This window comes from Variovorax sp. YR634 (genome assembly GCF_900106655.1).
Lineage (GTDB): Bacteria > Pseudomonadota > Gammaproteobacteria > Burkholderiales > Burkholderiaceae_C > Variovorax.
The window spans coordinates 118,358-137,894 of record NZ_FNOL01000020.1; the positions used below are offsets into that span (position 1 = coordinate 118,358).

20 protein-coding genes are annotated in these 19,537 nt (G+C 67.0%); 6 read left to right on the forward strand and 14 right to left on the reverse strand.

All coding sequences use genetic code 11. The annotated features are described in order from the left end of the window. Positions 1–31: 31 nt before the first annotated feature. The 9 genes from BLV60_RS26645 to BLV60_RS26685 all read right to left on the reverse strand — a co-directional run bounded on the left by BLV60_RS26645 (position 32) and on the right by BLV60_RS26685 (position 7,595). Positions 32–811: an amino acid ABC transporter ATP-binding protein gene (locus tag BLV60_RS26645; protein ID WP_093058298.1), complete on the reverse strand. Its 780-nt coding sequence runs from the start codon at positions 809–811 to the stop codon at positions 32–34. Then, entirely contained in the window at positions 795–1,448 is a 654-nt protein-coding gene (locus tag BLV60_RS26650; RefSeq protein ID WP_093058299.1) for an amino acid ABC transporter permease, read from the reverse strand. Before BLV60_RS26650 ends, BLV60_RS26645 begins: the two co-directional genes overlap by 17 nt. 24 nt (positions 1,449–1,472) lie before the next feature. Continuing rightward, positions 1,473–2,135: an amino acid ABC transporter permease gene (locus BLV60_RS26655; protein WP_093058300.1), complete on the reverse strand. Its 663-nt coding sequence runs from the start codon at positions 2,133–2,135 to the stop codon at positions 1,473–1,475. 15 nt (positions 2,136–2,150) lie between these two features. Then, a complete protein-coding gene (locus BLV60_RS26660) occupies positions 2,151–2,951 on the reverse strand; it encodes a transporter substrate-binding domain-containing protein (RefSeq protein WP_093058301.1) in 801 nt (266 codons plus the stop codon). Then, positions 2,948–3,730: a GntR family transcriptional regulator gene (locus tag BLV60_RS26665; protein WP_093058302.1), complete on the reverse strand. Its 783-nt coding sequence runs from the start codon at positions 3,728–3,730 to the stop codon at positions 2,948–2,950. Before BLV60_RS26665 ends, BLV60_RS26660 begins: the two co-directional genes overlap by 4 nt. 88 nt (positions 3,731–3,818) lie before the next feature. Continuing rightward, the gene (locus BLV60_RS26670) at positions 3,819–5,156 is read right to left on the reverse strand and encodes an MFS transporter (protein ID WP_093058303.1); all 1,338 of its coding nucleotides are present in this window, start codon (positions 5,154–5,156) and stop codon (positions 3,819–3,821) included. 42 nt (positions 5,157–5,198) lie between these two features. Further along, a complete protein-coding gene (locus BLV60_RS26675; protein ID WP_093058304.1) occupies positions 5,199–6,272 on the reverse strand; it encodes an MBL fold metallo-hydrolase in 1,074 nt (357 codons plus the stop codon). Between the two features lie 34 nt (positions 6,273–6,306). Continuing rightward, positions 6,307–7,080, reverse strand: a complete 774-nt coding sequence (locus tag BLV60_RS26680; RefSeq protein ID WP_093058305.1) for an SDR family NAD(P)-dependent oxidoreductase — start codon at positions 7,078–7,080, stop codon at positions 6,307–6,309. Further along, on the reverse strand, positions 7,077–7,595 hold the full coding sequence (locus BLV60_RS26685) for an ester cyclase (protein ID WP_093058326.1): 519 nt from the start codon (positions 7,593–7,595) through the stop codon (positions 7,077–7,079). Before BLV60_RS26685 ends, BLV60_RS26680 begins: the two co-directional genes overlap by 4 nt. Before the next feature lie 142 nt (positions 7,596–7,737). Between BLV60_RS26685 and BLV60_RS26690 the strand changes: the two genes are divergently transcribed. Next, positions 7,738–8,463 (forward strand): Crp/Fnr family transcriptional regulator, encoded by a 726-nt coding sequence (locus BLV60_RS26690; protein ID WP_093058306.1) that lies wholly within the window; start codon positions 7,738–7,740, stop codon positions 8,461–8,463. Positions 8,464–8,485: 22 nt separating this feature from the next. Here the strand turns inward: BLV60_RS26690 and BLV60_RS26695 are convergent, their stop codons facing one another. Together BLV60_RS26695 and BLV60_RS26700 are read right to left on the reverse strand one after the other, a co-directional pair. Then, on the reverse strand, positions 8,486–9,451 hold the full coding sequence (locus tag BLV60_RS26695) for a Bug family tripartite tricarboxylate transporter substrate binding protein (RefSeq protein WP_093058307.1): 966 nt from the start codon (positions 9,449–9,451) through the stop codon (positions 8,486–8,488). A gap of 43 nt (positions 9,452–9,494) precedes the next feature. Beyond that, positions 9,495–9,935 (reverse strand): OsmC family protein, encoded by a 441-nt coding sequence (locus BLV60_RS26700; protein WP_093058308.1) that lies wholly within the window; start codon positions 9,933–9,935, stop codon positions 9,495–9,497. A gap of 216 nt (positions 9,936–10,151) precedes the next feature. On the opposite strand from BLV60_RS26700, the gene BLV60_RS26705 reads away from it, so the two are divergent. Next, positions 10,152–11,849, forward strand: a complete 1,698-nt coding sequence (locus BLV60_RS26705; RefSeq protein ID WP_093058309.1) for a long-chain fatty acid--CoA ligase — start codon at positions 10,152–10,154, stop codon at positions 11,847–11,849. 7 nt (positions 11,850–11,856) lie between these two features. Here the strand turns inward: BLV60_RS26705 and BLV60_RS26710 are convergent, their stop codons facing one another. Next, the gene (locus BLV60_RS26710) at positions 11,857–12,339 is read right to left on the reverse strand and encodes a tetratricopeptide repeat protein (RefSeq protein ID WP_093058310.1); all 483 of its coding nucleotides are present in this window, start codon (positions 12,337–12,339) and stop codon (positions 11,857–11,859) included. 120 nt (positions 12,340–12,459) lie between these two features. On the opposite strand from BLV60_RS26710, the gene BLV60_RS26715 reads away from it, so the two are divergent. Together BLV60_RS26715 and BLV60_RS26720 are read left to right on the forward strand one after the other, a co-directional pair. Further along, a complete protein-coding gene (locus BLV60_RS26715) occupies positions 12,460–12,984 on the forward strand; it encodes a thermonuclease family protein (RefSeq protein WP_093058311.1) in 525 nt (174 codons plus the stop codon). Between the two features lie 83 nt (positions 12,985–13,067). Further along, on the forward strand, positions 13,068–14,978 hold the full coding sequence (locus tag BLV60_RS26720) for a PhoX family protein (protein ID WP_093058312.1): 1,911 nt from the start codon (positions 13,068–13,070) through the stop codon (positions 14,976–14,978). 24 nt (positions 14,979–15,002) lie between these two features. On the opposite strand, the gene BLV60_RS26725 is transcribed toward BLV60_RS26720, so the two are convergent. Continuing rightward, the gene (locus BLV60_RS26725; RefSeq protein WP_093058313.1) at positions 15,003–15,251 is read right to left on the reverse strand and encodes a hypothetical protein; all 249 of its coding nucleotides are present in this window, start codon (positions 15,249–15,251) and stop codon (positions 15,003–15,005) included. A gap of 18 nt (positions 15,252–15,269) precedes the next feature. Beyond that, the gene (locus BLV60_RS26730; protein ID WP_093058314.1) at positions 15,270–16,616 is read right to left on the reverse strand and encodes an NAD(P)/FAD-dependent oxidoreductase; all 1,347 of its coding nucleotides are present in this window, start codon (positions 16,614–16,616) and stop codon (positions 15,270–15,272) included. A gap of 157 nt (positions 16,617–16,773) precedes the next feature. Here BLV60_RS26730 and egtB point away from each other — a divergent pair, with 157 nt between their 5' ends. Together egtB and egtD are read left to right on the forward strand one after the other, a co-directional pair. Next, entirely contained in the window at positions 16,774–18,027 is a 1,254-nt protein-coding gene (gene egtB, locus BLV60_RS26735; RefSeq protein WP_093058315.1) for an ergothioneine biosynthesis protein EgtB, read from the forward strand. Positions 18,028–18,137: 110 nt separating this feature from the next. Beyond that, positions 18,138–19,034 carry an L-histidine N(alpha)-methyltransferase gene (gene egtD, locus BLV60_RS26740; protein WP_256329591.1) on the forward strand — a complete coding sequence of 299 codons (897 nt, stop codon included), beginning with the start codon at positions 18,138–18,140 and terminating at the stop codon, positions 19,032–19,034. Positions 19,035–19,537: the final 503 nt, after the last annotated feature.

Consider the following 19,537-nt stretch of genomic DNA (forward strand, 5'->3'; position numbering starts at 1 on the left):
CGACCGCAAGACCCCTCTCGGCCTCAATCACTCAGTCATGCAGCGACGACAGGAACTGCTTGAGCTCCGCCGTCTGCGGATTCCCGAACAGATCCGCCGGCGGCCCCATCTCGTGCACGCGGCCCTGGTGCATGAAGATCACGCGGTCGCTGACCTTGCGCGCAAAGCTCATCTCGTGCGTGACCATCAGCAGCGTCATGCCTTCGTCGGCCAGCGACTCCACCACGCGCAGCACCTCGCCCACCAGTTCGGGGTCGAGCGCCGATGTGATTTCGTCGCACAGCAGCACGGCTGGTTCCATCGCCAGCGCGCGGGCAATGGCCACGCGCTGCTGCTGGCCGCCAGAGAGCTGGTCGGGCATGGCGTCGAATTTTTCGGCCAGGCCCACGCGCGTGAGCAGCTTGCGCGCCTGCGAGGCGGCTTCGAGGCTGCCGCGTTTCTTCACCAACGTGGGCGCGAGCATCACGTTCTTGCCGACCGTGAGGTGCGGGAACAGGTTGAAGCTCTGGAAGATCATGCCCACGCGCTGGCGCAGTTCGCGCATGGCCATGGCGCTTTCGTGCAGCAGGGGCTTGCCGTCGACCGTGAGCGAGCCTTCCTGGAACACTTCGAGCCCGTTGATGCAGCGCAGCAGCGTGCTCTTGCCCGAGCCGCTCTTGCCGATGATGGCGATCACCTCGCCGCGCTTCACGTCGAGGTCGATGCCCTTCAGGACTTCGTTGGTGCCGTACGACTTGCGCAGCGCAGTGATGCGCACGATGGGAGCGCCCACCGAGGTGGCGGGTTGTTGCGGTTCAAGCACGGCGGCCATGGGTTTTCCTCTCGAGATTCTTGGCGTACAGGCTCACGGGGAAGCACAGCACGAAATAAAGCAGGGCCACGCAGCTGAACACCACGAAGGGCTTGAAGGTGGCGTTCGAAATCATGCTGCCGGCCTTGGTGAGTTCGACAAAGCCGATCACCGACGCGAGCGCCGTGCCCTTGATGACTTGCACCAGAAAGCCGACCGTTGGCGCAATGGCGATCTTCACGGCCTGCGGCAGGATCACGTGGCGCATCTGCTCGCCGAAGCTCAAGGCCAGGCTGCCCGAGGCTTCCCACTGGCCCTTCGGGATCGAGGCCACGCAGCCGCGCCAGATCTCGGTGAGAAACGCACTGGTGTAGAGCGTGAGCGCCACGCTCGCGGCCGTCCACGCAGACACGTCGATGCCGAACAACGCAATGCCGAAATAGGCCAGGAACAGCTGCATCAGCAGCGGCGTGCCCTGGAAGAGCTGCACGTACAGGCTCACGGCCCTGCCGATCGCCTTGCCGCCGCGCATCCGCAAAAACAGCAGCAGCGCGCCCACGAGGCCACCGCCGATGAAGGCGATGAGCGACAGCACGACGGTCCAGCGCAACGCCATCAGCAGGTTGCGCAGGATGTCCCAGAGAGAAAAATCAGCCATGGTGAAAAAGGCCTCGGTATTCGGTCAGCGGCCGAAGAAGAACTTCGGCCCCGCCCAGTCGAGCAGCCGCCGCAGCGCCACCGACAGCGCCAGGTAGATCAGTGTGGCGATGATGAAAGCCTCGAAGGCGCGGAAGTTGCGGCTCTGGATCAGGTTGGCCGCGTAGCTCAGCTCCTCGGTCGAGATCTGCCCGCACACGGCGGAGCCCAGCATCACGATGACGATCTGGCTCACCATCGCGGGCCACACCTTCTTCAGCGCCGGCGGCAGCACCACGCGCAGGAATACCTGCGATTTGCTCAGCGCCAGGCTCACGGCCGCCTCGATCTGCCCCTTGGGCGTGGCCTCGATGCCGGCGCGGATGATCTCGGTGGAATACGCGCCCAGGTTCATCACCATCGCGATCACCGAAGCCACCTCCGGCGAAAGCTTGACGCCCGCCGCCGGCAGCCCGAAGAAAATGAAGAACAGCTGCACGATGAAGGGCGTGTTGCGGATCAGCTCCACATAGGTGCCCACGATGGCGCGCAGCCACTTCGGGCCGCCCGAGCGCGCCCATGCGCAGAAGGTGCCGACGATCATGCCCAGCACGGTGCCCACGGCGGTGAGGCCGACGGTCCACGCCACGCCGCGCAGCAGCAGCGGCCATTCGGCGAGCACCGCGCCAAAGTCAAACTCGATGTTCATGGCCGCGCAGTTCGATCAGATGGGCAGGTCGCCGGCTGCCTTGCCCAGCCACTTCTTCGACATGGCGTCCAGCGTGCCGTCCTTCTTGGCGGCGGCAATGATTTCGTTGACCTTGGTCTTCAACGCGGTTTCGCCCTTGGCTACGCCGACGAAGCAGGGGCTGTCTTTCAGCAGCAGCTTGAACTCGGCGCTCACCTTCGGATTCTTGGCGAGCATGTCGCCAGCAACCGCCGCGCTGGTCGCGAGGGTTTGCGTCTGGCCGGCCACGAAGGCGGCGATCGTCGCGTTGTTGTCCTCGAAGCGGCGGTAGTCGACGTTCGGCGGCGCTACCTTGTTCAGCTCCTGGTCTTCCATCGCGCCGCGCGTCACGGCGACGGTCTTGCCGGCCATGTCGGCGAAGCTGGTGAGCTTCATGCTCTTGGCGGCGTACACGGCCTGGAAGAAGGGCGCATAGGCCGACGTGAATTCGATCACCTTCTCGCGCTCCGGGTTCTTGCCCAGCGTGGAGATCACCAGATCGGCCTTCCTGGTCTGCAGGTACGGAATGCGGTTGGCGCTGGTCACGGGCACCAGCTCGACCTTCACGCCGAGCTTGGCGGCGATGAGCTCGGCCATTTCAACGTCGAGGCCCTGCGGCTTCATGTTCTTGTCGACCGAGCCGTAGGGTGGGTAGTCGGTGGGCACGGCGATCTTGATCGTCTTGGCCTTGAGCACGTTGTCGAGTGCGTTCTGGGCGTACGCGCCGCCGGCCGAAGCCAGCATGGCGACTGAAGCAAGCGCAAGGGCGAGGTGGCGTTTGGATGCAGAGAAGGTCATAGCAAGGCTCCTAGGTAAGTCGAAGAATCTGAATCGGGGGACGCGGCGTCGGCGGCCTTGCGGCGCTTTTTGGCCTTGGGCGCCGGGGCGGCATTGGTGTTTTGCAGCGGCGCCAGCGCATCGCGCAGTTGCGCGAGCGGATCGGTGGGCGCCTGCACGCGCAGCGCCGACTGCACCGTGCCGATGTGCGCGGCCATCAATGCTTCGGCGGCGGCATGGTCGCCGCGCTCCAGCGCCGCGACGATCTGCACGTGGTCTTCGCACGACTGCACCGCGTCGTGCGTGGACTGGTAGAGCATGGCGATCAGCGTGGTGCGCGCCGTGTAGTCGCGCAGCGTGTCGGCCAGCAGCGTGTTGCCCAGGCATTCGGCCAGGCACACATGGAAGTCGCCCAGCAGGAAGCTGCGGTTGCCGACGTCGCTTTCTTTCAGTGCGGCCTTTTCACGCTGGAGGTGCGCCTTCAATTGGCGCAGGGCGGTCTTCTCGATCTTTCCGGTGCTGCCCGCACTGCGGATGAGGCCCAGCTCAATGACGCGCCGCGCCTCGAAGGCCTCGCGCGCCTCGTCCTGCGAGGGCTCGATGACGAACCAGCCGCGCCGCGCGCTCACCGTGACGATGCCGCGCGCCGCCAGCCGCGTGAGGGCCTCGCGCACGATGGTGCGGCTGCAGTCGAACAGCATCGCCAGCTGCTGCTCGCCCAGGCGCGAACCCGGCGCGAGCTTCTGCGCCATCACCGCCTCGACGATGCGTGCACTGATTTCGGATGCGGAGATGGCCATAGGCCTGCATACCAGCAGCTTCTGTGCCAACTGGTATGCAAGATCTGTGCACCTAAATGGAACATGACCCCGAAAGGAGCGCGCGGGCTCAGCGCCGGGCTTGTCCCCGGCCCAGTGCGCTCGCCGGCAGGGCCACAAGCATGAGCAATGCCGACAGCACCAGTGCCCCGCTCAGCACGTAGAGGCTGAGGGTGAAGCCGCCCGTCAGCGTCTTCAGCGCGCCGACCATCATCGGCGCCACCAGCCCTGCGCTCCCGCCGATGGTGCTGATGAGCGCGATGCCCGCAGCCGCGGCGCTCTTCGACATGAAATTGCCGGGTACCGACCAGAGCACTGTGAACGCGGCGGAAATGCCCATGGCCGCCAGCGCCAGGCACAGCACGGCGGCAAAGGCGTTGTGCATGAAGAGCGTGGTCAGCGCCAGCCCGGCGGCGCCCACCACTGCGCTCAGCGCAAAGTGCCAGCGACGCTCCTTGCACCGGTCCGAATGCCGCCCCACGACGATGTTGGCCGCAATGCCCGCCACCGCCGGAATGACCGAATAGAAGCCGATCTGCAGCACGCTGAGCCCCATCGACTTCAGGATCGTGGGCTGCCAGAACGACATGGCGTAGATGCCCAGGATGATCAGGAACGACATGAAGCCGATCAGCCAGACCCGGGCGTCGCGCATGGCCGCACCGAAGGTGTGGCGCCCGGTGGCGCCGTTCGCGGCCTGGTCTTCGGCCAGCAGGCGCGTCACGCGCTGCTTCTCGGCTGCGGACAGCCAGGCCGCCTGCGACGGACTGTTCGACAGCCAGCGGAACGCCGCCACGCCCAGCAGCACGCTCGGAATGCCTTCGAGCAGGAACAGCCACTGCCAGCCGCGCATCGACAGCACGCCGTCCAGGTAGGTCATGGTGAGCCCGGCGATCGGCCCTGCCACGATGGGCGCCGCGCCGAAAGCCATGAAGAACAGCGCGGTGGCCTGTGCGCGGCGGTGCGACGGGAACCACAGCGTCAGGTAAAACAGCACGCCCGGCGCGAAGCCGGCCTCGAACACGCCGATGAGAAAGCGCAGCACGTAGAACTGCGTGGGCGTGGTTGCGAACATCATCGCCGCCGATGCCAGCCCCCACAGGCCCATGATGCGCAGCAGCGTTGCGCGCACGCCGATCTTCGCGAGCATCAGGTTGCTCGGAATCTCGAACACCGCATAGCCGATGAAGAATATGCCCGCGCCCAGGCCGAACACCGCGTCGCTGAAGCCCAGCTGGTCCTTCATCTGCAGCTGTGCATAGCCGACATTGGTGCGGTCGAGATAGTTCAGCACGTAGCAGGCGCACAGCAGCGGCATCAGGCGCCAGGTGATCTTGCGGAAGAGCGCGGCGTCGGTGGTGTCGGCCGGCGTGCGTGCGTCCGCGGCATCGAGGGTGGCGGTGTTCATCGTCTGTGTCTCCTTCTGTGTTGTTCCTGCGGCGGCGGCGTTTCAGGCGACGGTGGGCGTGCCGAAGCAGGTCTCGCCCCACAGGTGGCTGGCCGGCGCGCCCGGAAACAGCCAGTGCGGCGAGCATTCGGCCGACGGCACGACATTGCTGAACCCGTGCGAGGACGAGGTGCCGGCGAGAGTCTTCTCCAGCACCATCGACAGGTACTGGTCGTTGCTGCTTTCCTGCGTGTTGCCGTTAAGGATCACCTCCGCGCCGGTAGCCTGCGCGTAGCGGCGGATGCCGTTGTGCCGCGACTGCAGCGGCGCCCAGCTGTCGGCCGCCACGCCGTTCTCGCTGCTCACGCGCAGGCCGTCGGCGATGCGGTAGACCAGCGAATGGTTGCCCTCTGTGTGGCCCGGCGTATACACCAGCGCAAGGCCGCGGCCCAGCTGGATGCTGCCGTCGAAGGGCACGATGCGCTCGGCCGGCACGCCTTCGAGCCCGTGCGGGCAGTACCACTCGGCCTGCACCGGCAGCAAGCCTTGCACGCTGGCGAGTTCCTGGCGGTGCACCAGCAGCCTGGCGTTCGGCAGCAGGCCCGGCATGGCGGCGCTGCCGAGCCAGCGGCGTACGTCCTGCGTGTGCAGGTGGTCGTAGGTGATGAAGTCGACTTGCTCCGGCGCGACGCCGCAGCTTGCCAGCGCCTGCAGGACAGTCTGGTAGACCGGTGCGATGGCCTTGTGCAGAAATTTCGGCGTTTGCTCGCCCAGGCGCTTGAAGTAGGGCGTTTCGTTGCCGGCCTCGAAGTCGGCCGGCGTGAACAGCAGTGTGCGCAGGCGGCCCTCGAAGTCGTCGTACTGGATCAGCACGGTGCGCGCCAGCAGGTGGACCATGTGCGGCTTGAGCAGCTGCTGCGAATACACGCCGGTGAAGGCGAACCATGCGGGGTACGGAATGCGCAGCAGGTTGAAGCTGCGCGCGAAGCGCACCGGCGGCGCATCGAGCAGGCGTTCGCGCAGGCCTTCGGCTGAGCGGCGGATGGCGCGCAGGCGGTCTTGCGGCATGGCGGCGTCGCGGGTGCCGTCGAAATCCGCCAGGTGTGCGAAGCCGGTTGGGTCGGGGTCTCGGGTCATGGGAAGTTCTCCTTGGCTTTTGGCGCGCAGGCTCTCAGTACATCGAGCGGCCGCCCGAAATGTCGAACACCGCGCCGGTGCTGAAAGAGCAGTCGTCCGACGCCAGCCATGCCGCCATCGCAGCCACCTCGTCGACCTCGACGAAGCGCCCCATGGGCACGCGCGAGAGCAGGGCGGTGCGCAGCTGTTCGCGGTGCTCGGCGGGCACAGCCGCGAACACTTCGGTGTCGGCCGCCGAGGGCGTGATGCAGTTCACCAGCACGCCCGATGCAGCCAGCTCCTTGCCCAGCGACTTGGTCAGCGAAATGAGCCCGGCCTTGGAGGCCGAGTAGGCGGCGTTGAAGCCGTTGCCCTCCTTGCCGGCAACCGAGGCGATGTTGACGATGCGGCCACGCCGGCGGGCGAGCATCACCGGTGCGACCGCGCGGCAGCACAGCCACGCGCCCGTCAGGTTGATGTCGAGCACGTTGCGCCACTGCGCGGGCGTGTGCTCCCAGGCAGGCACGGTCGGCCCGAGCACTCCGGCGTTGTTCACGAGGATGTCTATGCCGCCGAAGCGTTCCTGCGACTGGGCGGCGGCGCGGGCGACCTGATCTTCGTCGCGCACGTCGACGACTGCCGAGGTGGCGGTGCCGAGCGGCGCGAGCGTTCGCAGCGCATTTGCCAGTACTGACGCATCGAGGTCCCACAGCGCGACGCTGGCGCCGGCTGCCAGATAGCGCCGCGCTATTGCAAGGCCGATGCCGCGCGCGCCGCCCGTCACGATGGCGTGGCGGCCTGCGAGCGCATCGTTGCGCAGCGCAGTCATGCAGCCGCCGCCTCGGGTGCGCGAGTTGCGGCTGGCTGCCCCAGCAACCCGCCTACCAGCGCGGCGACATGCTCCGCGGGCACACCGGCCAGCAGCTGCCGAAGCATCGTCAGCGTGTCGAAGTACACGCGCTCGCACACCAGCCGGTCGCCTTCGAAGATGAAGAACGCGTTCATGCGGCAGCGAAAGCTGTTGCCTGTCGGCGGCAGGCCTTTGAGCGGACCGCGGTGCGTGCCCAGCAGCCAGAACTCGACGACCACCGAATCGTCGGCGTGCCGCAACTGGATGATCTCGTGCCGCTGGTCGGGAAAGGCGCGGCGCGTGTCGGCGTAGTACTGGCGCACGTCGGCAATGCCGTCGTGCACTTCGCCGCTGGGAATCAGCTCGTAGTGCGGATGCGGGAAGGTGCCGAGCACGGCGTCGAAGTCCTGCCGGGTCTCGTCGGCGAAGTGGTCGAGCACGAGGCGCTCGCGGCGGGCTTGAAGTTCGGTGCGTGGGGTGTTGTTGTCGTTCATCGGGGTGTGCTCCATGTGACAGGGATGACAGGTGACATCGGGTTGCTGCGAATGCGCAGGTCCGGGCTCGCTGCTTACTATCGGCACGCTCCTGCAACAAGACTGTCCGGTGTTGGCAATCGCCGCTCGGGACAAACCCGCGATGCCACGCACGCTCCCTTCATCCAACGCCACCAGCGCCGCGCCGGACGCGCAGCCGTCACCGGTGCACAACAGCGACATGCGGCTGGCCGGGGACGTGCAGCAGCGGCTGCTCGCCGTGGCGCACCGGCGCATGCTGGCGCGCGGCGAGTCGCTCTTTCACAAGGGGTCGTCGCCCGATGCGCTGTTCGGCGTGGTCAGCGGTTCGTTGCGCGTGAGCGTGGTCGCGCCGGGCGGGCGCGAGGCGGTGATCGCGATGCTCGAACCCGGCCACTGGTTCGGCGAGGTGTCGCTGCTGGTCGGGCGCGAGCGCGTCTACGACACCTGCGCGGCCGACACGACCGAGATGGCGGTGGTCGCGGCGGCCGACTTCCACCGGCTGGTGGCCGAACATCCCGACGTGCACATGGCCTTCACCCGGCTGGTCTGCCTGAGGCTGCGCCAGGCGCTGGCGTGGATCGACGACGTGATCCTGATGCCGCTGCAGGTGCGGCTCGCGCACCGGCTGCTCACGCTGGACGCGCGCGCCCAAAGCCCGGGCGAGGGCGGCGGCACGCTGCTGGGCGTGTCGCAGGAAGACCTGTCGTTCATGCTCGGCGTGTCGCGCCAGAGCGTGAACCGGCAATTGAAGCTGTGGGAAGAAGACGGCACGCTGCGCGTGCGCTACCGCAGCATCGAGCTTCTGGACCGCGGGCAACTGGAGCGGCACGCGGCCACCCCGCGCTGAGCCGCGCTGAAGGCGTGCGGAATCAGTCCATCCGCGCGCCCGACGCCTTCACGGCCTTTTCCCAGCGCGGCGTTTCCGTCGCCAGGAAGCGTGCGAAATCCTCGCTGCCCAGGAAGGCCGGGTCTGCGCCCTGGCTCACCATGCGGTCGCGCACCTCGGGGTTGTTCAGCACCTGCCTGAATGCGTCGCTGAGTTTGGCGACCACATCTTTCGGCGTGTCCTTCGGCGCGAAGAAGCCATAGAAGCCCACCACCTCGAAGCCCTTGACGCCCGACTCGATCACGGTCGGCACGTCGGGCAGGGCGGGGTTGCGCTCGCGGCTGGTCACGGCCAGTGCGCGCACCTTGCCCTGCTTGTGATAGTTGGCGGCTTGCGGAATCGACTCGGCCATGAACTGCACCTGCCCGCCCATCAGGTCGGTGAAGGCCGGCGCACTGCCGCGGTAGGGGATGTGCACCATGAAGATGCCCGTCGCGGTCTTGAACATCTCGGGCACCAGGTGGCTGATGCCGCCGTTGCCGGCCGAGCCGTAGTTGACCTGGCCCGGCCGCGCCTTGGCGTAGTCGACGAACTGCTTGAGGTTCTGCGCCGGCAGCTTGGGCGTGACCAGCAGCGCCAGCGGCTGCATGGCGGTGCGCGCGATGGGCACGAAGTCGCGCTGCGTGTTGTAGGGCAGCTTGCTGTAGAGCGCGCCGTTGATCACGGCCACGCCGGTGTTGGCCAGCATCAGCGTGTAGCCGTCGGCCGGGCTCTTGGCGACCGCGTCGGCGCCGACCGAGCCGCCCGCGCCGGGCTTGTAGTCGACGATCAGCGGCTGGCCGAGCACGGCCTGCAGCTTGTCGGTGAGCAGGCGCGCGTGCTGGTCGAGCGGGCCACCGGCCGGAAAGCCGATGACGACCTTGATCGGCTTGTCGGGGTAGGCCGCCATCGCGGCTGTGCCGAGGGCGAAAGAAAGGACCGCGAGCGCGGTCCGGGCAGGCTTGTTCATGATCCGTCTCCTTTTTATTGGGAGACGATCATAAGCAGCGCACTCAGCTGGCCAGCGTGGCCTTCAGCGTGATCTCGGGCACGCTCGCCAGCGCCTTCGACAGCGGGCAGCCGGCCTTGGCGGCGGCCGCGATCTGCTGGAACCTGGCCTCGTCGAGGTTCGGCACGGAGGCGTCGAGTTCGAGCGCAATACGGTCGATCTTGAAGCCGTCGCCGTCCTTGGCCAGCCGCACGGCCGCCCTGGTATCGATCTTCGTGGCGGCCAGGCCTTCTCTTTCGAGCGCGAAGGCGAAGGCCATCGTGAAACAGGCGGCGTGCGCGGCGCCGACGATTTCCTCGGGGTTCGTGCCGCGCTTGTCGTCCTCGAAGCGGCTGGCGAAGCCGTAGGGGTAGTTTTTCAGGGCGCCGGTCTCGGTGCTGACCTGGCCCTTGCCGGTCTTGCCGGCGCCTTCCCAGTGAACGCTTGCGTGCTTTTCTGCTGCCATGTGAGTTCCTTCATTCGGTGGGTGGGGGGCTGACAGGTATCGCGCGGAAGGCGGCCCGTGTCTGTAGTCGCAAGGCGCGAGAGCAGAAGGTTGCGCATGTGAGAAGAAATGGCGTCACCTAGGCGACGCTCCGGGGGCTTCCCCGATGGGAGCGGCGGCCTTGGCGGCTTAGGCTGGCGGGCTGTCGCGCTTTTCTTTGTCCCGCCTGTACTCACCATGCAACAACGCCCGCATTACAAGTTCTGGCCCAAACGCCTCCCGCATTCGATTACCGTCCCCGCCACCTCCCTCTGGCACAACCTGGCCACCTCGGCCGCACGCTATCCCGACAAGCCCGCGCTCGTGTTCTTCGGCCGCGTGATCAGCTACCGCGAGTTCGCCGCCCAGGCCGAGCGCCTGGCTGGCACGCTGCATGCGCTGGGCGTGAAGCGCGGCGACCGCGTGATCCTGGACATGCAGAACTGCCCGCAGCTGGTGATCGCGCATTTCGCGATCCTGCGCGCCAATGCGGTGGTGGTGCCGGTCAACCCGATGAACCGGGCCGAGGAGCTCAAGCACTACATCACCGATCCCGACGCCAAGGTGGCCATCATCACCGGCGACCTGGCGCCCGAATTGGCCAAGGCCAGCAACGCCTTGCCGGCAGAGCAGCGGCTCGCCCACATGATCGTGACCCAGTTCACCGACGCCTTCGACGCCGACGCGTCGGGCGACGACGCCCCGGCCCCCGCCTGGAAAGACTGGCTCACCACCCGCCATCCGCTGCCCGCGCTGGACGGGGGCAAGGTCATCGCCTGGACCGACGCGCTCGAGGCCGGCCATCCGCCGCCCGAGCACGTGGTGGGCGCCGACGACATGGCGCTGCTGCCCTACACCAGCGGCACCACCGGTCTGCCCAAGGGCTGCATCCACCACCATTCGAGCCTGATGCACAACGCGGTCTCCGGGCAGATGTGGGGCGGGTCGACCTCGGAGACGGTGGTGCTGGCCGTTGTGCCCATGTTCCACATCACCGGCGTGGTGAGCATGATGCACACGGCCATCCTCGCGGCGGCCACGCTGATCATCATGCCGCGCTGGGACCGCGACGTGGCCGGCCGGCTGATCTCGCGCTGGAAGGTAACGGCCTGGACCAACATCCCGACCATGGTCATCGACCTCATGGCCAGCCCCAACTTCGCGAGCTATGACCTGTCGAGCATGACCTACATCGGCGGTGGCGGCGCAGCGATGCCGCAGGCCGTGGCGCAGCGCCTGCTCGAGCAGTACGGGCTGAAGTACCAGGAGGGCTATGGCCTCACTGAAACCGCGGCGCCCTCGCACACCAACCCGTCGGATCATCCCAAGCAGCAATGCCTGGGCATTCCGTTCATGAGCACCGACGCGCGCGTGGTCGACCCCGACACGCTGAAGGAGATGCCCATCGGCGAATCAGGCGAGATCATCATCCACGGCCCCGAGGTGTTCCAGGGCTACTGGAAGCGCCCCGACGCCACGGCCGCCGCATTCGTCGAGTTCGAGGGCAAGCGCTTCTTCCGCTCGGGCGACATGGGCCGCATGGACGAGGACGGCTACTTCTTCATCACCGACCGTCTCAAGCGGATGATCAACGCGAGCGGCTTCAAGGTGTGGCCGGCCGAGGTCGAGCTGCTGATGTTCCGCCACCCCGCGATTCAGGAGGCCTGCGTCATCTCGACCAAGGACGACTACCGCGGCGAGTCGGTCAAGGCCGTCGTGGTGCTGCGCGCCACGCACAAGGACACGACCGAGCAGCAGATCATCGACTGGTGCCGCGAGAACATGGCTGTCTACAAGATTCCGCGCAAGGTGCAGTTCGTCGATGCGCTGCCGAAGAGCGGCAGCGGGAAGGTGATGTGGCGGTTGCTGCAGGAGGACGAGAACGCGGCGAAGTGAGCGCGCTTCACTTGATGAGGCCCAGCGACTTCAGCAGCGCCCCCGCCTCCGTGCGTCCGTTCGGAGTGATGGACTGCGAGGCCACCGCCTTGCCCAGGTAGTCCACCACCTTGTGCCGATTCTGGTTCGGCCCTTCCCACAGGAAGAGCCGTCCCAGCTCCAGCGCTGCATCGCCGTCGCCCTGCGCATAGGCCTTCTCGAACCAGAAGCGCGCCCAGCGGAAATTGCCCTCGTCGCGGTAGCAGATGGCGAGGTTGGCGCACCCCGCCACGTCGCCCGCCTTGGCGGCCTTGCGGTACCAGTCGCGCGCGGCCGCGGGGTTCTTCTTCACGCCGATGCCGTGGTCGAGGAAATAGCCGACGCTGTTGAGCGCGTGGGTCTCGCCCGCGGCTGCGGCCTTGAGGAACAGCGAGAGGGCCTTCTTGTGCGCGCCAGCGTCCCATGCGTCGTTGGCCGCAAGGAACCAGTCGTCCTGGGTAGGTTCTTGCATGGTGCGTGCTCTCCTTCGAAGCGTGGTTCAAAAGAAAAAGTCTGTGTACCGATCGGTTCCGCCGGGTGGATCACTTAGCCTCGATCGGTCCTGCCATTCTGCCTATCTCCCCGCTTCTTCATGCATTCACGCGCGCTGCTGCTTTCCTGCCTTCTTGCCTTTTCTCCCTTCCTGAGCCAAGCCGCTCCCCGTACCTGCCTCGTCGTGGGCATCAGCGACGGCGACACGCTCACCGCCCGCTGCGGCCGCATCGGCGCCTACGAGCGCGTGAAGGTGCGCATCGCCGCCATCGACGCGCCCGAAAAAGCCCAGCCCTACGGCCAGCGCAGCAAGCAGGCGCTGAGCAACATCTGCTTTCGCGAGCGGGCGCTCATCACCGAGATCGACACCGACCGCTATGGCCGCACGGTGGCCGACGTGCGCTGCAACGGCGAGGACGCCGGCAGCCGCATGGTGTCCGAAGGCTGGGCCTGGGTGTACGACTACAACCACCTGGCCACCAAACGCGGCGGCGGGCTGTTCAAGCTGCAGGACAGCGCGCGTGCCCGGCACGCCGGCCTGTGGGCCGACTCGAAGCCCACGCCGCCCTGGGACTGGCGCAAGCGCCAGCGCGGCGAGCAGCCGCATTGGGGCGGCTTCTTCTGAGTTCCTGTTACAGGCCCGTGTCATGCGGAATTCACGAGGCGGCGACACTATGCCCGGCTCCGTAACCCCACGACGACAAGAGCATGGCCAAAGACTTCGCCCGCATGGAGGACTCCAACCCGTCCGCCAACCCCACGATCCACGAAGTGTCCGACCCGAAGCGGCGCATGCTCGTGCAAGGCGGCCTCGCTGCCGCGATTGCGGGGCTGTTCGGCCCGCTGGCCGGGTGTGCGGCAACAGGCGGCACGGCGGGTTCGCTGGGCCGTGCCATCGGTTTCAAGAGCGTGCCGATGGCCGCCGTCGACACCGTGGTCGTGCCCGAGGGCTACAGCACCCAGGTGCTCTACCGCTGGGGCGACGCCACCGGCATCGCGGGCGCCATGCCCGCCTTCAAGACCGACGGCTCCAACACCGCTGAAGAGCAGGCGCTGCAGGCCGGCATGCACCACGACGGCATGGCCTTCTTTCCGATCGATGGCTCCAACCGCGGCCTGCTGGTGCTGAACCACGAATACGTCGACGACGGCCTGTTGCACACCGACGGCATGAAGACCTGGACGCCCGAGAAGGTGCGCAAGTCGATGAATGCGCACGGCGTGTCGGTCATCGAGCTGCAGCGCGACGGCGGCAAGTGGACGCAGCTTGCACCCTCGCGCTTCGCGCGCCGCATCACCGCCCTGACGCCGATGACGCTCACCGGCCCCGCAGCCGGCCACGCCATGCTGCGCACCGCCGCCGACCCGTCGGGCACGCAGGTGCTGGGTACCTTCAACAACTGCTCGAACGGCCACACGCCGTGGGGCACGTACCTGACCTGCGAAGAAAACTTCGCCGACTACTTCGAAGGCACCGACACGCCCGACGCCCACCAGAAGCGCTGGGGCATCAGGAAGGGCAATGGTGCGAAGTACCGCTGGCACGAGCATGAAGCGCGCTTCGATGTGTCGAAGAACCCGAACGAATCGAACCGCTACGGCTGGGTGGTCGAGATCGATCCGCAAGACCCCACCTCGACGCCGCGCAAGCGCACCGCGCTCGGCCGCGCCGCGCACGAAGGCGCCGCCACCGCGCTCACCAACGACGGCCGCGCCGTCATCTACATGGGCGAAGACTCGCGCTTCGAATACATCTACAAGTTCGTGAGCCGCGACAGCGTCAAACCCGGCGGCGCCGCGGCCAACCGCGACCTGCTCGACCACGGCACGCTGTACGTCGGCCGCTTCGACGTGGACGGCACCGGCGAATGGCTGCCGTTGGTGCAGGGAAAGAACGGCCTGGTGGCCGACAAGGGCTTCACCACGCAAGGCGACGTGCTCATCAAGGCACGCCAGGCCAGCGACCTGCTGGGCGCCACCAAGATGGACCGCCCCGAGTGGACCACCGTAGACCCGCTCACCAAGGAGGTCTACTGCACGCTGACCAACAACAGCAACCGCGGCGGCGCCGGCCAGCCCTTCATGGACGCGGCCAATCCGCGCTCCAACAACACGATGGGCCAGATCATCCGCTGGAAGGAAACCGGCGACCTCGACGCGACCAAGTTCGCGTGGAACCACCTCGTGCTCGCGGGCGACCCGAAGCAGACCCGCTATGAAGCGCAGGGCAACATCAAGGGCGACACCTTCGGCAGCCCCGACGGCCTGATGGTCGATGCGCGCGGCGTGCTGTGGATCGAGACCGACGTGTCGACTTCCACGCTGGGCAAGGGCGAGTACGCCAACCTGCCCAACAACCAGATGCTGGCCTGCGACCCGACCAAGGGCGAAATCCGCCGCTTCCTGCTCGGCCCGGCCGGCTGCGAGATCACCGGGCTCACGGCCACGCCGGATCTGCGCACGCTGTTCATCAACATCCAGCACCCGGGCGAGCCGGCCAACGAGCGCAGCGACCCGGACCGTCCGCTTGCCGTGTCGAAGTGGCCCGACGGCGCGGGCCGCCCGCGCTCGGCGACCATCGCCATCACGAAGAACGACGGCGGCGTGATCGGGACCTGATGGAGTAGGGTGGGTTGGCGGTGCTCAGCAGGAGCCGCCGACCCAGCAGCGCAGCGAGGGCACGAACAGGCCCACGACGAAAGTGATGGCGCAGAAGACCAGCAGGATCAGCGCCGCCATGCGCAGCCCCTCGGCGCTCCAGCGCGGCGCGAAGTTGCTGACAAGGCCCGAGGCGAAACTGCCTTCGAGCCGTTCGGCACCGCCCCAGCGCAGCACCCAGAGGCAGAAGAGCGCTTCGGCGGCATGCACCACGATCCACAAGGCCAGCGACATTTCGCGTGATCTCCTTGCTCAGGACTCGCTCTTGCCCTGCACGTCTGCCACCACGCGCGCGTTGCGCTGGAAGCTCCAGTAGGCGCCGGCCCAGTCCATCATCACGACGATGCGGTTGCGAAAGCCGATCAGGAAATACGCGTGCGCGAACAGCCAGAACAGCCACGCGAGCCGGCCACTGAAACGCAGCGGGCCGAAGGGCGTGCCCAGGTCGACCACCGCCGAATTGCGGCCGATGGTCGCGAGGTTGCCGTAGTCCGCATAGCGGAACGGCACCGTCGGCTGGCCCGCAATGCGGCGCAGGATGTTGGCGGCCGCTGCGCGTCCCATCTGCTTGGCGCCGGGCGATACGCCGGGCACGGGCTTGGGCGGCTTGCCGGGCGCATGGCTCATGGCGGCGGCGAGGTCGCCGACCACGCTGATCTCGGGATGGCCCGCCAGGCTCAGGTCGGGCTCGACCTTGATGCGGCCCGCGCGATCGCATTCGACGCCGGTGGCCGTGCCCAGCATGCGGCCCAGCGGCGAGGCCGCCACACCCGCCGCCCACACCACGCAGCTGCTATCGATTCGGTAGCTGGCGACCGGTGCACCGTCTGCGCCACCACCGGTCTGCACTTCGAGCCCGGTGGCATCGATGGACGTCACGCGCGCGTTGAGCCGCACTTCGACGCCCAGTTTCTCCAGCTGTTCGAGTGCCTTCTGGCTCAGCGACTCGGGCATGGCCTGCAGCACGCGCGGGCCGCCTTCGACCAGCAGCACCTGCGCGCTGGCGGGGTCGATGTGGCGGAACTCGCCCGACAGCGTGTGCTTGGCGATCTCGGCCAGCGTTCCGGCCATCTCGACGCCCGTGGGGCCGGCACCGATCACCACGAAGGTGAGCAGGGCGCGACGGCGCTCCAGGTCGGCCGCGACCTCGGCGCTCTCGAACGACAGCAGCACGCGGCGGCGGATCTCGAAGGCATCGGCCAGCGTCTTCAGGCCCGGGGCCATGGGCGCCCATTCGTCGTGCCCGAAATAGCTGTGCGTGGCACCGGCCGCGACGATGAGGTGGTCGTACGGCACGCGGTCCCCATTGGCCAGTTGCACCGATCGCGTGGCCGGATCGATGCCGCCCACCTCGCCCAGCAGCGTCGTGATGTTCGGCTGCTTGCGGAACAGCGCGCGCACCGGCGCCGCGATCGACGGCGCGGCGAGCCCGGCGGTTGCCACCTGGTACAGCAGCGGCTGGAACAGGTGGTGGTTGGTCTTGTCGATCACCGTCACGTCCACGTCGGCGCTCTGCAGCTTGCGTGCCGCTTCGAGTCCGCCGAATCCGCAGCCGACGATGACGACTTTGGGCCTGCCCGAGGGGTTGGTCGTTTGCATCGCACGGATGATACGCAGCCGCCTGCAAGGCCTCGAATCTTGTGCCACAGTGGCTGCCCTTTGCCGAAGTGCCGGCGGCAGGGCGGCGGCGTTTTGTCCTACGCGCCGCCGCAGCCCGGATGGGCTAAAACTTGCGGCTGACCCGACTGGAGACCCCATGACGCTTTCCCGGCCGATCACACAGGCGGCGAGCACACTGCGCGACAGGTTTCGCGAGGTGCGCGCCACGAGCCTGGCGCTTGCCGCTCCGCTTTCCGCCGAAGACCAGTGCATCCAGTCGATGCCCGACGCGAGCCCGACCAAGTGGCACCTCGCGCACACCACGTGGTTCTTCGAGACCGTGCTGCTGCAGCCGCATTCCGGCGGCTACCAGCCCTTCGACGCGCGTTTTCATTACCTCTTCAACTCGTACTACGAGGCGCTCGGGCCGCGGCATCCGAGGCCGCAGCGCGGACTGCTCACACGGCCTTCGGTGGACGAGGTGCATGCCTACCGCCGCCATGTGGACGAGGCCGTGGTCGCGCTGCTCGAAGAGGGCGGGCTGGACTGGGCCACCGTCGAGCCCATCGTCACGCTCGGGCTGAACCACGAGCAGCAGCACCAGGAACTGCTGCTCACCGACATCCTGCACGCACTGTCGTGCAACCCGCTGCTGCCCGCCTACAAGCCCGCGAGCGGGCCCGCGCTGCGGCTGGCTGCCGTGCCGCCCGCCGTGCGCTGGATCGAGCAAGCCGGCGGCGTACTCGAAGTGGGGTTCGCGGGGCCGGGCTTTTCCTTCGACAACGAGACCCCGCGCCACAAGGCCCTGCTGCAGCCCTATGCGATTGCCGACCGGCTGGTGAACTGCGGCGACTACGCGCAGTTCATCGCGGACGGCGGCTATCAACGGGCCGAGCTCTGGCTGTCCGATGGCTGGGCCGCCGTGCAGGCGAACGGTTGGAGGCATCCGGCGTACTGGCTCGAGCCGGACGATCCACGCCTTGGCCTTGGCGCGCAGCAGCAGGGCAATGCAGGCTGGCAGGTGTTCGGCCTGCACGGCGTGCGGCCGATGGAGGCCGATGCACCCGTATCGCAGCTCAGTTTCTATGAAGCCGCCGCGTACGCCGAATGGGCCGGCGCTCGGCTGCCGACCGAATTCGAATGGGAAGCCGCGTTCGACGCACCCGGCATCTCGCAGATGACGGGGCATGTCTGGCAGTGGACGCGTTCGTCGTACGACCCGTATCCCGGCTTCCGTCCGATGCCCGGCATCGCGGCCGAATACAACGGCAAGTTCATGGTGGGGCAACTGGTGCTGCGAGGCGGCAGCGTGGCCACGCCGGCAGGGCACACGCGGCCCAGCTATCGCAACTTCTTTCCGCCGGCGGCGCGCTGGCAGTTCTCGGGGCTGCGGCTCGCGAAAGACCTTTGATCATGCGCAATCCAACTTCTTCCTCGTCGCTGTCGTTCGCGCCTGCTGCGAAGCCGCGTGTTTCTTCTTCTCCAGTGGTCGCCACGCCGTTGTCCGAGTTCGGGCGGGAGATGCAAGCCGGGCTTGCGCGCTCGCCACGCAGCATCTCGCCGAAGTTTTTCTACGACGCAGCAGGGTCGCAGCTGTTCGACCGCATCTGCGAGCTGCCGGAGTACTACCCGACGCGCACCGAGCTGCGCATTCTTGGCGAATGCGCCGGGGAGATCGCCGAACAGATCGGGCCGAACGCGGAGATCGTGGAGTTCGGGGCGGGGTCGCTCACGAAGGTGCGGCTGCTGCTCGATGCGCTGCAGGCGCCGAAGCGCTATCTGCCCATCGATATCTCAGGGGAGCACCTGGAGGCTGCGGCCGAGCGGCTGAAGGCGGACTATCCGAAGCTGGTGGTGCAGCCCATTGCTGCGGACTACACGATGCCTCTGGTGCTGCCTGCGCCTATGGCTGGTTCGGGGCGGCGAGTCGGATTTTTTCCGGGGTCGACTATTGGGAACTTCGAGCCTGAGGAGGCGCTGGCCTTTTTGCAGCTGGCTGCTCGGATGTTGCGTGGAGGTGGGCTGCTGATTGGGGTGGATCTGGTGAAGGATCCGGGGCGGTTGCATGCGGCCTACAACGATGCGCAAGGGGTTACGGGGGAGTTCAATCTCAATCTGCTGCGTCGGGCGAATGCCGAGCTGGATGCGGACTTCGATGTCGATGGGTTTGCGCATGCGGCGTTCTACAACGCGCCTCGGCAGCGGATCGAGATGCATCTTGTTAGCCGGCGGGCTCAGAGCGTTTCGTTGAATGGGGAACGGTTTGGGTTTGAGGAGGGCGAGACTATTCATACCGAGTACTCGCATAAGTTCACTGTTGAGGGGCTTCGGGCTTTGGCTGCTCGGGCTGGGTTTAGGCCTGCTGCGGTTTGGACGGATCCTGAGAAGCTCTTTAGCGTTCACTGGTTGGCTGCCTAGTTTTTGTTCCGGGGCCGGGACTCGCCCCGGCGGGCGACCTACTTTTCTTTGCTTCGCCAAAGAAAAGTAGGCAAAAGAAAGGCGACCCCACTGTCTGCGACCCCTTCGCTGTGCGAAGGGGCAACCTGCGGTGCTCGCGTTTCGCGGCGCAGCCAGAGGGGGTTGGAGACAACTCGGGCCTTTGCTTCGCTCGGCTTGGTATCGGCTGTTCAAAGGCCGAGCGCAGCGAAGGCCTGTTGGGCTCCCCCATCCCTTCTGGCTGCGCCGAGGAGCGCAGACGTAGACGGGATCAGGGCCGCAGCTGTTTGAGCGAAGCGAGTTCTGCGGACCCCCGTCTACGTCGAGCACCGCAGGTTGCCCGTAGCGAAGCGGAGGGACGCAGACAGCAGGGTCGCCTTTTCTTTGCTTGGCGGTTTCAAGTCTGAAGTGCAACACACTCGATCCTCAAGGGAAGAGCTTGCATGAACAGAAGTTACGAACAACTGAGCGCCGAAGAGCGAGGA